The organism is Lentilactobacillus diolivorans DSM 14421, assembly GCF_001434255.1.
GTDB lineage: Bacteria > Bacillota > Bacilli > Lactobacillales > Lactobacillaceae > Lentilactobacillus > Lentilactobacillus diolivorans.
This window is the reverse complement of record NZ_AZEY01000108.1, coordinates 45,896-59,848: the sequence shown is the minus strand read 5'-3', so window position 1 is coordinate 59,848 and position 13,953 is coordinate 45,896. Positions and strand designations below refer to the sequence as shown.

Genomic DNA, 13,953 nt, shown 5'->3' with positions numbered 1-13,953 from the left:
TGTTCAAAGAAGCAGATTCCGGCCATGTAAGGCCCCTAGACCTAATATTCAGAACCAGAATATTAGGTCTAGGGGCCTTACATTCTGGAATCTAACCGCTTCTTTGAACACTCTATTTAATTTTCACCGGAATACCACTCACCACCAGATAGACCTTATTAGCCGCCTTGGCTATTAACTGGTTTACCTGCCCATAGATATCTCTTAGAATTCGGGTTTGCTTATTTGCCGGGACAATTCCCAGACCCGTTTCGTTCGTGACGATAACCATTCGCTGATCCGTTTCTTTAACAGCTGTTAATAACGCCTGCCACTCACTAAAAATTTCATTTTGAACCTGGTCAATTGCATTCTTATCCAACTTTTCCACGGCTTCATCAATTGATCCCGCATCGTTTACTGCCAACGTTCTCATCATTTCATAAAATAAATTTGTCACAACCATTGTGGCATCATCCAACAGGTAGCCATCGAATCGGTGGTCGACCACGAATTGTGCCAAATTTTCATACCGTTCTTCGGTTGTCCATGTGGCCGGTCGTCGTGCCTGATGATGTTTAATCCGCAATTGCATTTCCTGATCCGGAGCAGTCATGACTCCCGTGGCAATGTAGCAAATTCGTTGATCATTCGCTAACTGCTGTTCCGCAAAGACTGATTTACCACTCTTTGCCCCACCAGTAACTAACATGATTTTGGCAGTCATTTTTCATCCTCCTTTACTAAAAGTGCAATTGGCTTAAGTCCTTGAAATCGCTTCTGGAAGTTATCAGCCTGTGATGTTTCGACGCCGGCTAATAAAACCGTCGCTGGACCAGCCGACTGTTTCATTTTGACATCATCCCATTGAGTCGGTTTCTTAAGGGCCAACCCGTGAGTAGCCGCCATCTGATCTGCCTCGTATTGAATGCCCTTTGACCCCACCGGCAGCATATCAATAACAGCTGGATCACGTTTAATCTGCCGAACAATGTCATACGAAAAAATATCGTTTAAATGTTGCTTAACTGTTTCACCAACATATGGGATTCCTAACTGAAAGATGGTCAAATCGTCACTATTGATGCTGGGCAAATTCTTTTTAGCAATCCGGCCAATCACCGTTACCCCAACAGAAGTTGTTTTTGTGACCATGTTATCCTCAGTACTACCGTTAAGGGGAAGCCCAGAAAGTGAGGCTTTAGCCAGTTCACTTTTAATACCTTTGATTGCTCGTTGTCCAGTTGGGACCATTTCATTTCCAATCGTATCAACCACAGCAATTGGTTGAGCACCAAAACTAATCAACTCCATCAATGGGACCCGCAAAGAATAAGCGGCCATAATAGCCGTATCAACCGCCACCATGTCCGCTTGTTTCTCCCCAATTCCGGCGCTGCAGTCGCAGGCAATCACCAATAAGTCATCATTACTTAACGGGATGAGCGAAAGATCGCGAAATTGTGTATTTTTCATCTATTATCCCTCAGAAACATCATCAAAAGCTGCGTTAAAAGCCGCAATTGTCTTTTGAATATCTTCTTTTGTATGCTTACTGGACATAAAGTTGGTTTCAAATTGAGACGGTGCCGTATAAACGCCGTGTTGCAATAGCGCTTTAAAGAATTTTGCGAAGTAATCAACATCACTCTTTTGAACATCAGCAAAATTATTGACAGGGCCTTTGTTAAAGAAGTAACTCCACATTGTTCCGACATGGTGAACCGTAACAGGAACGTGGTGATCATCAGCTGCCTGCTTAATCCCCCGGGTCAATTCATCAGTCCGAGCAAACATTTGCTTGTACAAATCATCATTCAATTGTTCAAGGGTACTCAACCCACCAGTCATCGCTAATGGATTTCCAGATAAAGTTCCGGCATGGTAAACCGGGCCGTCCGGCGTAATGTATTCCATAATATCGCGACGACCACCAAAGACACCAACCGGTAAACCGCCACCAACAACTTTACCGAGCGTGGTTAAATCCGGCTTAATCTGATAAAGATCCTGCGCGCCATGATAAGCAGCCCGAAAGCCCGACATGACTTCATCAAAAATCAATAGTGAATGCGATTCAGTGGTTAAGTCACGCAGCGTTTGCAGAAATTCCTTTGTTCCCGGAATAACTCCCATGTTACCGGCAATTGGTTCAACAATGACACAAGCAATTTCATCTCCATGAGCTTTGAAGACGTTCTTAATGCCGGCAACATCATTGTAGGCAACCGTTAATGTATCGTAAGCCAAGTCCTTTGGAACACCCGGAGCATCATGAACATTAAACGTTGCAACACCTGAACCGGCATCAACAAGCAGAGAATCACTATGGCCATGATAGTTACCAACAAACTTAACAATTTTATCTCGGTGTGTATAACCACGAGCAAGACGAATAGCACTCATAGTTGCTTCGGTACCAGATGAAACCATTCGCATCATTTCAACTGATGGCACGATTTCATGGATTTTCTTAGCAAGTTCTGTCTCCAATAAAGTTGGTGCACCATAACTGGTTCCACGGGTGGTAGCATCCTGTAAATCTTTAACAACTTTCGGATCGGCGTGGCCTAAAATTAACGGACCCCATGATAACACGTAGTCAATATACTCATTACCGTCAATGTCAAAAATATGTGAGCCAGCCCCTTTTTCAATAAAAAGTGGGTCGCCACCAACATTCTTAAATGCTCGAACGGGACTATTAACACCACCCGGCATATATTGGCTTGATTCTTTAAACGCTTGCTTAGACTTTTCGAAATTTAACACGATTTGATTACCACCTTTGTTCGTTCATTCGTTTAGCTGCATCCTTGGCAAAATAAGTAATGATGAGATCAGCACCAGCGCGCTTCATACCAACCAAAGTTTCTTTAACGATCTGGTCTTCATTAATCCAACCGTTTTGGGCAGCTGCTTTAATCATTGCATATTCACCGGAAACATTGTAGGCCACTAATGGTAAATTAGTCCGGTCGCGGACATCACGCATCACATCCAGGAAGGCCATTGCAGGTTTAACCATTACAAAATCGGCACCTTCCTTTTCATCACTGGCAACTTCACGAAGGGCTTCAAGACGATTAGCCGGATCCATTTGGTAACCCTTCCGATCACCAAATTTAGGCGCACCGTCAGCTGCATCCCGAAATGGACCGTAGAAACTTGAGGCATATTTGACGGAATATGACATGATCGGTGTTTCTTTAAATCCATTCTTGTCCAAGCCTTCACGAATTGCAGCAACAAATCCGTCCATTGCATTGGATGGTGCAATAATGTCGGCGCCGGCCTTTACCTGGCTGACCGCCGTATCCGTAAGATAAACTAAAGATTCGTCATTTAAGACTTTATGATCCTTAACAATCCCGCAGTGGCCAGTTGACGTATATTCACACATGCAGGTATCTGCAATCACGATTAAGTCGGGATAAGCCTTTTTAATCTTGCGAATTGCCTGTTGGACAATTCCATCATCCTCCCAAGCACCGGAACCAACATCATCTTTATGATCCGGGATGCCAAAAATAATAATTGATTTCACCCCAAGATCCACAATTGTTTTAATTTCGTCAAGAATTGAGTCTAACGAGTACCGAAAGACACCCGGCATTGATTTAATTTCTTCACGATCTTTGATAGTTGCGTCAACAAAAACCGGCATAATCAAATCATCTTTATCCAGATGATTTTCTCTAACCAAATCTCTCATTGCAACACTGGAACGTAAACGACGATGACGATCAAAAGTTACCATTATAAAATATCTTCTTTCCTAATTTTTAGTATCTAAAATTATTGAATCAAGTCCAACGCACCTTCGCTGATAAGCAAATCAGCCACTTTGGTGCCCAAAGTTTCATCCGGCTGACCCGCTTGGTGCTTGGCAAATAAGTGTTTACCATCAGCTGACGCAACCAAGCCTTTAAACTGAATCTGGTTACCATCATGGTAGGCATAAGCACCAATTGGATAATTACAACTACCACCTAATCGTCGTAAAAACGATCGTTCAACCAACACACTTTGCCGCGTTGGCTCATCTGCAATCATGCTTAATAGCTGCAGAGTATCTGGATCATTTTTACGACATTCAATGGCAATTGCCCCTTGCCCGGTCGCCGGTAAGATGACCCCTTCAAGGGTTAATCGATAAAGTCCGGCGAGGTCAACTCCCAGCCGATTCAATCCAGCCTCGGCAAGTACGACACCATCTAAATGTTCGCTGGCAATCTTCTTAATCCTGGTTTCAACGTTACCCCGAATTGGAATGATTTCCAGATCTGGTCGTTGATGTAATAATTGTCCCTGGCGACGAAGACTATTTGTGCCGATTCTGGCACCTTGAGGCAAATCCGTAATTGCTTTAATCGGCTTCGGCGTGATTAGGCAATCAAAAGGTGAATTACGTTTTGGAATACAGCCAATTGTTAAATCATCCGGCAAATTAGGCATCACATCTTTGAGACTATGAACCGCGAAATCAATTGATTGATCTTCCAGTTGATGCTCAATTTCTTTCACAAAAACACCCTTGCCACCGATCTTTTGCAAACTATCCTTCAGGTTTCGATCACCTTGGGTCGTAATCTTCTTGATCACAAATTTAACATCTGGAAAATGTTGCTGTAAAGCCTCGACAACTAATTTGGTCTGCACCATTGCCAGTTGACTCTTTCGGGTTCCAACCGTAAATTCACTTTTCATAAACTTTTTGCACCTCTCTAGTGGCATCTTGCGATTGCTTAGATTTCTCTTTTTTTGATGATCTTTGTTGGCTGATAATCTCATCGAACGATAGTCCAAAAATATCACAGAAAAATCTGAGATCAGCATTGGCCCCATCTTGAACTGATAACTCCTTAATCTCCTTGATGGGACCCTTGATCATCTGATTAATAATGCTCTTCATATGCTTGCTAATCACTTTTCGCTGATGGGCATCCAAATCAGGAAGTTTCCTCAATAAACTATCATAAACCACTTTTTCAACATTTAGTGAAGATTCTCGCAATTGACGAATAACCGGGACAACATGAAGCTGCTTTTGCCAAACGAAAAAGTCTTGGACGGCAGCTGGAACCTGATCCGCAATCTTATTAAGCATCTGTTGCTTCTCAATCTTGTTTTCTGTAATAATCCCGGTAATATGATCAATATCGTAATAACTGACATGATCAGGCAATCCAGCCTTGGTAACATTTCTAGGAACACCTAGATCAATGATAATCTTTAAAGCAGATGTGTTGGCAATTGCGTCACCACTTAACAACGCCTGCTTTGAAGAAGTTGCCATGACCACTGCGTCAGATTGCTTGAGGGTCGCCAATAACTGCCGCCAAGGTCGGGCATCAATCATTTCAGGATACTGGCCGGCTTGTTCGATAGCCTTCGAATCATGATGATTAAGAATCAAAATTTGACCAAATCCCATCGTACTGGCATTTTTTAAGACATGATCACCGACTTCTCCGAGTCCAACGATGGCCAATCGCTTCCCGTCAACACTTCCCAAGGTCTGTTTAATCTGATGTAATCCAACTTGACCGGAAGTTTGGGCAAGTTCACTAACTCGATAATCGGTATGCATCTTCTTAGAAAATGTAATCGCCTGTTTAAACAAATGGTCTAAAATGGCCCCCGTTGTTTGGTTGTCACGGGCAAGAAAGAACGCATCTTTAACCTGGCCTAAGATTTGAGGCTCACCGACAATTAATGATTCGAGGCCTGTCGAAACACGCATCAAATGGGTAACAGCAGCTTCTTTAGTGCCAATTTCGACCCAACGGTTAATTTGGTCTAAGTCCATATGAAACCAGTTTGCTAAAAATCGTTTGATATAATACCGGCCGGTATGAATTTGATCAACGACGGCATAAACATCAGTCCGGTTACAGGTTGATAAAATCACGTTTTCCAAGATACTCTTTTCTTCGTTCAACAAGCGATTTGCCTGAACCAGTTCATCTTTTGACAAGACGAACTTTTCCCGAATATCAATTGGTAGTTTCTGATAATTCAAACTTACATATATGATAAACATAATTATCGGCCCTCCCCAAACCATTTTTGGCTTTTCAACCAAGTTAATAATTCCTTCTTAATATGTTTAGCGGTCGCTGGTGAATGCCCCTTGGTTGAAACAGTTAATAATAGTTGATCGGTTTCAATTTGAGCCACATTATAAAAATCTGATTGCGTTTTATCACTGGTATTATTGACCCACTGAAAATGACTGGCATCGTCGGTAACCTGTTGATTAACCGCCGGATTATTTGTGCAGGCAATAATGACATCCATATCCCGAATATCTCCAGCAGCGTACGCTTTTCTTATCCAAGTAATCGTTGTCTGATCAATTTTCGGGTCAAGTGCGGGACTAATTACGGTGACATGGGCCTTGGCATTAACCAGAGTCTTAATCTTTCTGGCCGCCACTTTGCCGCCACCAATAACCGCAACTGTTTTTTTAGTTAGGTCCAAATTAACCGGATATGGATTATCCATGAATCGTCACGCTTCCTTTAAGAATGGCATCAATTTTCTTCATATCCACATTATCCTCAAATACATTTGCCAATTTTTCATATTGACGTTCCTTATACTTGGCAATGGTGTTATCTGAATCTGCCAATGCTTTGAGTCCCTTTCGTTCACGAAGCTGATTTAAGAAATTTCGGGTCCAATTCTCATTATCAAAAAGTCCATGCAAATAAGTCCCCCAAACACTCCCGTCAGCACTAACTGCACCATCAGACCTGACAGTGGCCTGACCGTTATTAGACGTAATCGTCGAAAACGGCTCAACATTGGGTCCCAACGTTGTTTCTCCCATATGGATCTCATATCCATGAAGCTCATAATTACCATGCCTGGCGGTCGCTTGGGTAGTTACTTTTTCTTTACTAAATACAGTTTGAGCATCTAATAATCCAAGCCCGGTCTGTGATTTCAAATCAGACTCCACGTGATAAGGGTCTACCATGTGATTTCCAAGCAGCTGGTAGCCGCCGCAGATACCAACCACCTGAGTTCCCTGTTCATGAAGTGCCCGAATGGGTTTGACAAATCCCCGATTCTTTAAATAAGCCATATCTTCATTGGTATTTTTACTTCCCGGAAGAATCAGCACATCTGGCCGTCCAATTTCTTCTGGTTTAACAACATAACGGACGGAAACATCTGATTGAATCTCCAAACTGTGAAAATCAGTAAAATTAGAAATCTTGGGTAACGCGATAACCGCAATATCAAGTGCTTTGGTTTGATTCTTAACTTGCGACTTACTTGAAAGCACGACGCTATCTTCATCATCCAAATCAATGCTGGTCATTGGCAAGACCCCAATAACCGGAACACCGGTCAATTTTTCAATCATTTGATTACCAGACGCCAACAGTGACTGATCTCCACGAAACTTATTAATAATAATGCCCTTGATTCGTTTTTGATCAGCTGGCGGCATAAGCTTGATTGTGCCGTAAATTGACGCAAAGACCCCACCTTTATCGATATCAGCCACCAGAATAACCGGTGCATCCGCCATTTCAGCCATTCCCATATTGACGATATCGCGGTCATTCAAATTAATTTCAGCTGGGGAACCCGCCCCTTCCAAGACCATGACATCATTTTCAGCTGCCAGGGAACGATAGGCTTGAAGAACCTTGCTTCTCAATTGCGGTTTGTAATCATAATATTCAGCTGCACTCATATTCGCTAATACCTTACCCATAAAGACGACCTGTGAATCTTGATCTGTAGACGGTTTGAGTAGTAATGGGTTCATCCGAACATCCGGATCAACCCCCGCGGCTTCAGCTTGAAAGACCTGTGCTCGCCCCATCTCGTCACCCTTTTTAGTAATGAATGAGTTCAGGGCCATGTTTTGCGACTTGAAAGGAGCAACTCGAAGCCCACGATTTTTCAAAATTCGGCAGAGCCCGGCTGCCACCCAACTTTTTCCCGCATCGGATGCAGTTCCTTGAAACATGATCGACTTCGTTTTCATAACGCTACTCCTTATCCTTTTTCAGATTGGCAATTTCGGCCGCTAAGTGTTGATCGGCAAATAGTTCAGCCGCCGTATTGTACAACGGTAAATGTAACTTATCATGCAGCCGGACTAACCAGGGTTGCGTTAGTTTACTTGATTCTAACAATTGATCATCCAAAAAGACATCCTGTTTACGGCCGGATTTTACAATTTGACCATCCCGCAAGATATAAAAATGGTCACAAACCTCATACATAAAATCCATATCATGACTGGAAATAATAATCTTTTGTCCGCGACCAATCAGCTGCTTAATTAATGAAATCATTCGCTTAGTCCCATCAGGATCCAAGCCGGCGGTTGGTTCATCAAGCAACAGCCATTCCGAGCGCAAAACCAAAATACCGGCAATGGCAATCCGTTTTTTTTGACCACCACTCAAATATTGAATGGGTTTATTCTTGAGACTAACGATATCTAATTCTTCGAGCACACGATCAACCCGATTTTTAATTTCATCTTCGGGTAGTCCCAAATTATGCAATGCAAACGCAATATCATCTTTAACGATTGAATAGAAGATTTGTTGGTCGGAATTTTGGAAAACAATCCCGATTTTTTGCCGTAATTGATTCAAAGCCTTTTTATGATATTTCAAGGGCTGACCATCCACGACAATTTTACCGGAAGTCGGCTTTAACATGCCAACGAGGTTTAAAAAGAGCGTTGATTTACCCGAACCATTTGGGCCAATAATCCCAACAACGTCTTCCCCTGGTTCACCCAGATTTAACGAAACATCCTTTAAAATTGGTTTGTTTTTCTCGTATGAAAAATTTAAATGCTTTAATTCAATCATCGGCACACCCGTTTCCTTATACCTTAAACTCGCCGTCATATAATTTAGCGTCTAACGCATGAACCATATGCTCATAGTTAACCATCACCTGTTCAAAAAGCATTTTCGCTAAAATTGCGGATGAGTGCAGTGATAATCTGAAATTTTTGTACCCAAACCGTAATTTTTGTGCACGATAGATTTGTTCAAATGCTTCAATAAAGATAAATATGAACCGGTACATCAGCATAATTTCTTCAATCATCAGGTTTGGCAGGTGACACGATTTCAACGTAATAATGATCTGTTGAAACGGTGTCGTCAAGGCAAACCAATACGTACAAACAACCGCCGCAAAAACCTGAACACCTAAATGTAAGCCCACCGGCAACATCGTTTTTGAAACACCGAAGTAATAACCAAATAATCGGATGGGATAATAAATAATCTGCTTATTAGCCGACATTGTAAAAACAATCCCAATAATACTTAATAGGATAAAAGGTAGAATTGCATAAAACCACTTTAAATACTGGTGGACGGAAAGGTGCGCAGCATACAAGGTATGACCAACGGCAACAATAATCAAAACCCCTTTAATCCAAAGAATGGGTTGAAACGCCAAAATAATTCCCAGTAACCAAATCAGCCCTTTAATTTGCGGCCGCCATGTTAAAATTCGATTTGAATAGGCATACTTATCAATTGATAACATCTTTCCACCTGATTTCAGTGACCCTGAGTTGTTGAAACATCTTCAGCGTGTTCACGAAGCTGTCGTTCGCGTTCCTTCTTCTTACCACGAGCATTGCCAATTACGTAGGCAATAATGCCAGTCCCAAGACTTCCTTGAACTGTAAATAATAGACTCTCAACCTCACCCGAGGGCGGCGTCCAAAGCGGATGGGCCCAGACTTTATAGGAAGGATCATTCTTTTTGATTTGTTCGGTTCCTTCATCATCACTCCCAGAAAAAGTCCCATTTTTAACAATGAAAAATGGTGAAATGACCAAAATAATAACTAATACTAATAAAATGATGTTTTGCTTGGTTTTCGACTTTTTCATTGTAAAGCGGTCTCCTTCCACAAGTTGTTGCTAATGACTAAGTTATAAACAATTACGGTTAGGAACCCTTCAGCAATCGCCAATGGAATTTGCGTAATGGCATAAATCCCCAAGAACTTAATTGCAGCCCCAACAACTCCTGAACTTGGATCTGGGAAAACAATCGCTAATTGGAATGACGTCGTGACATAGGTTGACCAGTCAGCCAACATGGCACATAAGAACAATGAGACGGACCGGTTAACCTTAAATGCCCGACACAATTTCCAAACACCAAATCCAACAAATGGCCCAACAATGGTCATTGAAAAACAATTTGCCCCAAGGGTCGTTAAACCACCATGAGCAAGTAACAAAGCTTGAAATAATAACACAATCACGCCCAGAACCGACATCACACCGGGACCAAACATCACCGTTCCAAGACCAACTCCGGTTGGATGTGAACAAGACCCGGTAACGGATGGCATTTTAAGTGATGAAAGAACAAACACAAACGCACCACAAAGTGCCAACATAATTTTGGCATTTTGCTGAGTTGAATCAACGATTTTCCGCATCCGGTACAAACCGTAAATGAAGAATGGTGCGCTGACAGCAAACCAGAAAATACACCAAACTGGCGGCAACATCCCTTCCATGATATGCATCGCATGGGCGGTCGTTGGGTATAGTGCCCCATATAATAACCCAATTGTCCCTAAAACCAGGCTAGTCATGGGAATATGTCTTTTGATGTAATCCTTCATAAAGAAGTTCCTCCTTTAATTTGAGACATCAGTTTTTTTGACTGATGTTCTTTTGTAACCCTAATGCTTTCCCTATTGAAACGCGTGTTTTCGAAAATAGATCTCCGAACTAAGCTACCTAAGCCTAATATTCAGAACCGGAATATGACTGGTTACTTTGCCGAAACGTGCTCCCGGAAGCAGATCCCGGCCATATAAGTGATTAATTCAAACATTCCAAGATCAGGAATATTTTACCGGCTACTTTGCCAAAACGTGCGCCAGCGAGCAGATCCCGGCCATATAAGCTACCTAAACCTAATATTCAGAACCGGAATATGACTGGCTACTTTGCCGAAACGTGCTCCCGGAAGCAGATCCCGGCCATATAAGCAAATCATTTAAACATTCCAGAACCAGGAATATTTAAATGATTTGCTTATATTCTGGGATCTAAACGCTTCCGTCCGCACTCTTTTTCACCAACACTGTCGAAAAATAAGGCAGCTTATCCTCCGGGTTAATTTCCGACAGCCGGAACGTTTTTTGCTTTTCCATCGACGCATTTGAAATGACCAACGCTTTGGTCAACAAGTTTCGTTTCTTTAGTAGCTGGTAGATCTTGGGCAAATTGGTCGAAATCTTCATAATCACAATATTATCGTTAACGTCAATTGCCTTGGCAATCTGCTGCTCATCTGCTGTTGCAGGAATAATTTCTAATAATTCATCATCCAACGTTAGTGGAATGGAAACTTCAGCGGCAATTTGTGAGAACGATGAAATTCCGGCAATAGTTTCAACCGCAACTTGATCATCAATCAAATCAAGTAAATAACTATATGTGCTGTAAACCGATGGATCACCCAGTGTCACAAAGCCAACATTCTTGCCCGCTTTAACATCTGCTACAATTTCGTCTGTAATCACTTGCCAACTTTTCCGCTTTTCTTCCCAATCATTGGTCATTGGGAAATGACGCCGTTTAATCATCAAGCTCTCCGGAAAATAAGGTGCCGCAATCTGCTCGGCAACGCTGGTTCCAGATTTGTGTGCCTTAGGTGTATAAAGAATATCCAGATGTTCAATCGTGTGGACTGCCTTGACGGTCATCAGCTCACTATCACCGGGACCAACACCAATCCCAAAAAATGTTGCCATAAGGTTACTTCACTTCCTTCAATTGCTTCTTAAGATGTTCAATAAATTGTTGCTGGATAAATGGGTACTCACCCATCCCCTTAAGCTGGGCATCAACTTGAATGCCACTGGCTTCCAATAAACGTTTCCAAGAAGTCGGCTTGTCAGATGCCATATCTTGATGTGCGTGATTGCCGGCAACCAGCATAAACGGTTGCAGGCGAACTCGAGTAATCCCATCTTTTTTTAAACGGTTAATTTCGAATTGAATATCCGGATAACTCTCAACTGCTCCTAAATAGTGTTGACTCCCCATTAGCATGTGATCCAAACAAGCGTACGCGGTAAACGCCCGATCGGAAGTACCATGTCCCATAAATAGAACAGCTTCGTTATCGGCCAACGTACCGCCAACCCCTCTTAGAAAATTAATAACTTTTACGTAATCGATATATGAAACCAACATTGGCTTACCAACAACTACTTTGCTAAATCGATCCCTAACTTTCGTAACTTGCTGCAGCAGACGATGATATTCGATTCCCGGAATCATATGGAGCGACTGAACATAAACCGTTTCAAAGCCTTCATCTTTAATTCGATCCAAGGCTTCTTCCGGCGTATCAATTTGAAGGCCTTCGTGAGCCTTAATCCGTGAAATGACAACGTTAGACGTGAAGGCCCGGAATACTTTAGTGTTTGGAAATGCCGTTCTAAAAGCATTTTCAGTTGCTTCAATTGTCTTTTGCCGGGTTTGGGGATATGTTGTCCCGAAACTGACGACTAGTACTGCGACTCGATTCATTTTGAAACTTCCTTTCAACTGCATTAACAACGGCATCAAACGTTGGTTCAACAGCAATCACATTTTCTAATCCTAATCGATGACATTCCTCGGCAACCATTGTCCCCATCGCAAAACATGGCATCAATACCAACCGTTGTCGCTGATCAGCATCACACCCTTCAACTAAATCGCTTGCAGAAGCGGAACTGGGAAAAATGACAGCATGAAAATTCGTCAGGTCAATCTGTTGAGCAACTGGCTTAGCTTGGTATGTTGCAATTTTCTCGGAATAATGCCCCGGTAAATGGGATAACGTTTGTTGTTCCCCCAAAACAATGACAGGATCTCGATATTGTGAATTTTCCATATCAAAATTACCGTCAGAAATAATACCGGCATCCCGCAGTTTTCGATCCACCATATGATTAGTTGTCAGAATCTGCCAGTACAACAATGCCCGATGATCAAAACCACTTGCTAATAATGTTTGTTGGAAGAAATGAAAGGCAGCAAAATCCGTTACGACAAGTGTGCCACCATGAGAAATATCTGGTAAATCAAACTTCAATGGCATCTTTAAACGACGATCAAAGAAATTTACGGCAGCCCCTTGATCTTGTAATTTGGCAAATAGTTGTGACGGCTCCTTAAACGGAACCAGTAAATGCAGGCCTTGAAGGGGTAGATGCGGATAAAGTTCATCCATCAGGCCAACCACATCGCCAACCACAATCAGTGCCGGCGAACTCATTTTGTTTTCAGTCACCACTTGGCTAATGTTGGCCAGATCAGATTTAACTGCCCGTTGTTTCCAATGCGTAGCCCATTGAATAACAGCCACTGGCGTTTGGGGCGACTTCCCGTTTTCAATCAGATGCTGGGTAATTCGTCCCAACTCTTCCATCCCCATCAAAAAGACAATTGTTCCTTCCTGGTGAGCAATGTTTCGCCAATCTAATTCCTTGCCAGCCGCTTTATGATGACCCGTAATAATGTGGAAGCTTGAAGCAAAATCCCGATGGGTAATCGGAATTCCCGCTGCCCCTAATCCGGCAATTGCACTGGTAATGCCGGGAACCACTTCAAACGCAACGTTTCGTTCTCGAAGATATTGGCTTTCCTCGCCACCCCGGCCGAAAACATAAGGATCACCGGCCTTTAGACGGACGACCCGTTTACCTTCCCGGGCAAGCTTAACCAATAAATCATTAATTTGATATTGGCTAAATTTATGATGATGTGGTAATTTACCAACATCAATTTTTTCAGCCATCAAAGGCGATAACAATGCTGGATTAACCAACCGATCATAAACCACAACATCGGCTTCCTGCAGACGACGCTTTCCAAGCAACGTTAATAATTCTGGATTGCCGGGTCCGGCACCGACTAACGATACAAATCCACTCATTTT

General features: G+C 42.4%; 15 protein-coding genes. All 15 read right to left on the bottom strand.

Translation table 11 applies throughout. The annotated features are described in order from the left end of the window. Positions 1-112: 112 nt before the first annotated feature. The 15 genes from cobU to cobA all read right to left on the bottom strand — a co-directional run bounded on the left by cobU (position 113) and on the right by cobA (position 13,950). The gene (gene cobU, locus FC85_RS14545) at positions 113-706 is read right to left on the bottom strand and encodes a bifunctional adenosylcobinamide kinase/adenosylcobinamide-phosphate guanylyltransferase (RefSeq protein WP_057866243.1); all 594 of its coding nucleotides are present in this window, start codon (positions 704-706) and stop codon (positions 113-115) included. Continuing rightward, entirely contained in the window at positions 703-1,455 is a 753-nt protein-coding gene (locus tag FC85_RS14540; RefSeq protein ID WP_057866242.1) for a hypothetical protein, read from the bottom strand. The genes cobU and FC85_RS14540 overlap by 4 nt, the downstream gene beginning before the upstream one ends. Before the next feature lie 3 nt (positions 1,456-1,458). Continuing rightward, entirely contained in the window at positions 1,459-2,751 is a 1,293-nt protein-coding gene (hemL, locus tag FC85_RS14535; protein WP_057866241.1) for a glutamate-1-semialdehyde 2,1-aminomutase, read from the bottom strand. 7 nt (positions 2,752-2,758) lie between these two features. Continuing rightward, complete coding sequence (gene hemB / locus FC85_RS14530; protein ID WP_057866240.1) at positions 2,759-3,739, bottom strand: porphobilinogen synthase; 981 nt, start codon at positions 3,737-3,739, stop codon at positions 2,759-2,761. A 38-nt stretch (positions 3,740-3,777) separates the two neighbouring features. Next, entirely contained in the window at positions 3,778-4,689 is a 912-nt protein-coding gene (gene hemC, locus FC85_RS14525) for a hydroxymethylbilane synthase (protein ID WP_057866239.1), read from the bottom strand. Then, on the bottom strand, positions 4,679-6,025 hold the full coding sequence (gene hemA, locus FC85_RS14520) for a glutamyl-tRNA reductase (RefSeq protein WP_057866238.1): 1,347 nt from the start codon (positions 6,023-6,025) through the stop codon (positions 4,679-4,681). The genes hemC and hemA overlap by 11 nt, the downstream gene beginning before the upstream one ends. Before the next feature lie 2 nt (positions 6,026-6,027). After that, positions 6,028-6,489: a precorrin-2 dehydrogenase/sirohydrochlorin ferrochelatase family protein gene (locus tag FC85_RS14515; RefSeq protein ID WP_057866237.1), complete on the bottom strand. Its 462-nt coding sequence runs from the start codon at positions 6,487-6,489 to the stop codon at positions 6,028-6,030. After that, positions 6,482-7,993: a cobyric acid synthase gene (locus FC85_RS14510; protein ID WP_057866236.1), complete on the bottom strand. Its 1,512-nt coding sequence runs from the start codon at positions 7,991-7,993 to the stop codon at positions 6,482-6,484. Before FC85_RS14510 ends, FC85_RS14515 begins: the two co-directional genes overlap by 8 nt. 4 nt (positions 7,994-7,997) lie before the next feature. Further along, a complete protein-coding gene (locus tag FC85_RS14505; protein WP_057866235.1) occupies positions 7,998-8,837 on the bottom strand; it encodes an energy-coupling factor ABC transporter ATP-binding protein in 840 nt (279 codons plus the stop codon). Positions 8,838-8,853: 16 nt separating this feature from the next. Then, entirely contained in the window at positions 8,854-9,531 is a 678-nt protein-coding gene (gene cbiQ, locus FC85_RS14500) for a cobalt ECF transporter T component CbiQ (protein WP_057866234.1), read from the bottom strand. Positions 9,532-9,545: 14 nt separating this feature from the next. Continuing rightward, complete coding sequence (locus FC85_RS14495) at positions 9,546-9,884, bottom strand: energy-coupling factor ABC transporter substrate-binding protein (RefSeq protein ID WP_057866233.1); 339 nt, start codon at positions 9,882-9,884, stop codon at positions 9,546-9,548. Continuing rightward, positions 9,881-10,603 (bottom strand): energy-coupling factor ABC transporter permease, encoded by a 723-nt coding sequence (locus FC85_RS14490; protein WP_371862964.1) that lies wholly within the window; start codon positions 10,601-10,603, stop codon positions 9,881-9,883. Before FC85_RS14490 ends, FC85_RS14495 begins: the two co-directional genes overlap by 4 nt. A gap of 462 nt (positions 10,604-11,065) precedes the next feature. Next, positions 11,066-11,773: a cobalt-factor II C(20)-methyltransferase gene (locus FC85_RS14485; protein WP_057866231.1), complete on the bottom strand. Its 708-nt coding sequence runs from the start codon at positions 11,771-11,773 to the stop codon at positions 11,066-11,068. Positions 11,774-11,777: 4 nt separating this feature from the next. After that, a complete protein-coding gene (locus FC85_RS14480) occupies positions 11,778-12,557 on the bottom strand; it encodes a sirohydrochlorin cobaltochelatase (RefSeq protein WP_057866230.1) in 780 nt (259 codons plus the stop codon). Beyond that, complete coding sequence (gene cobA / locus FC85_RS14475; RefSeq protein WP_083485153.1) at positions 12,487-13,950, bottom strand: uroporphyrinogen-III C-methyltransferase; 1,464 nt, start codon at positions 13,948-13,950, stop codon at positions 12,487-12,489. Before cobA ends, FC85_RS14480 begins: the two co-directional genes overlap by 71 nt. Between the last annotated feature and the right edge of the window lie 3 nt (positions 13,951-13,953).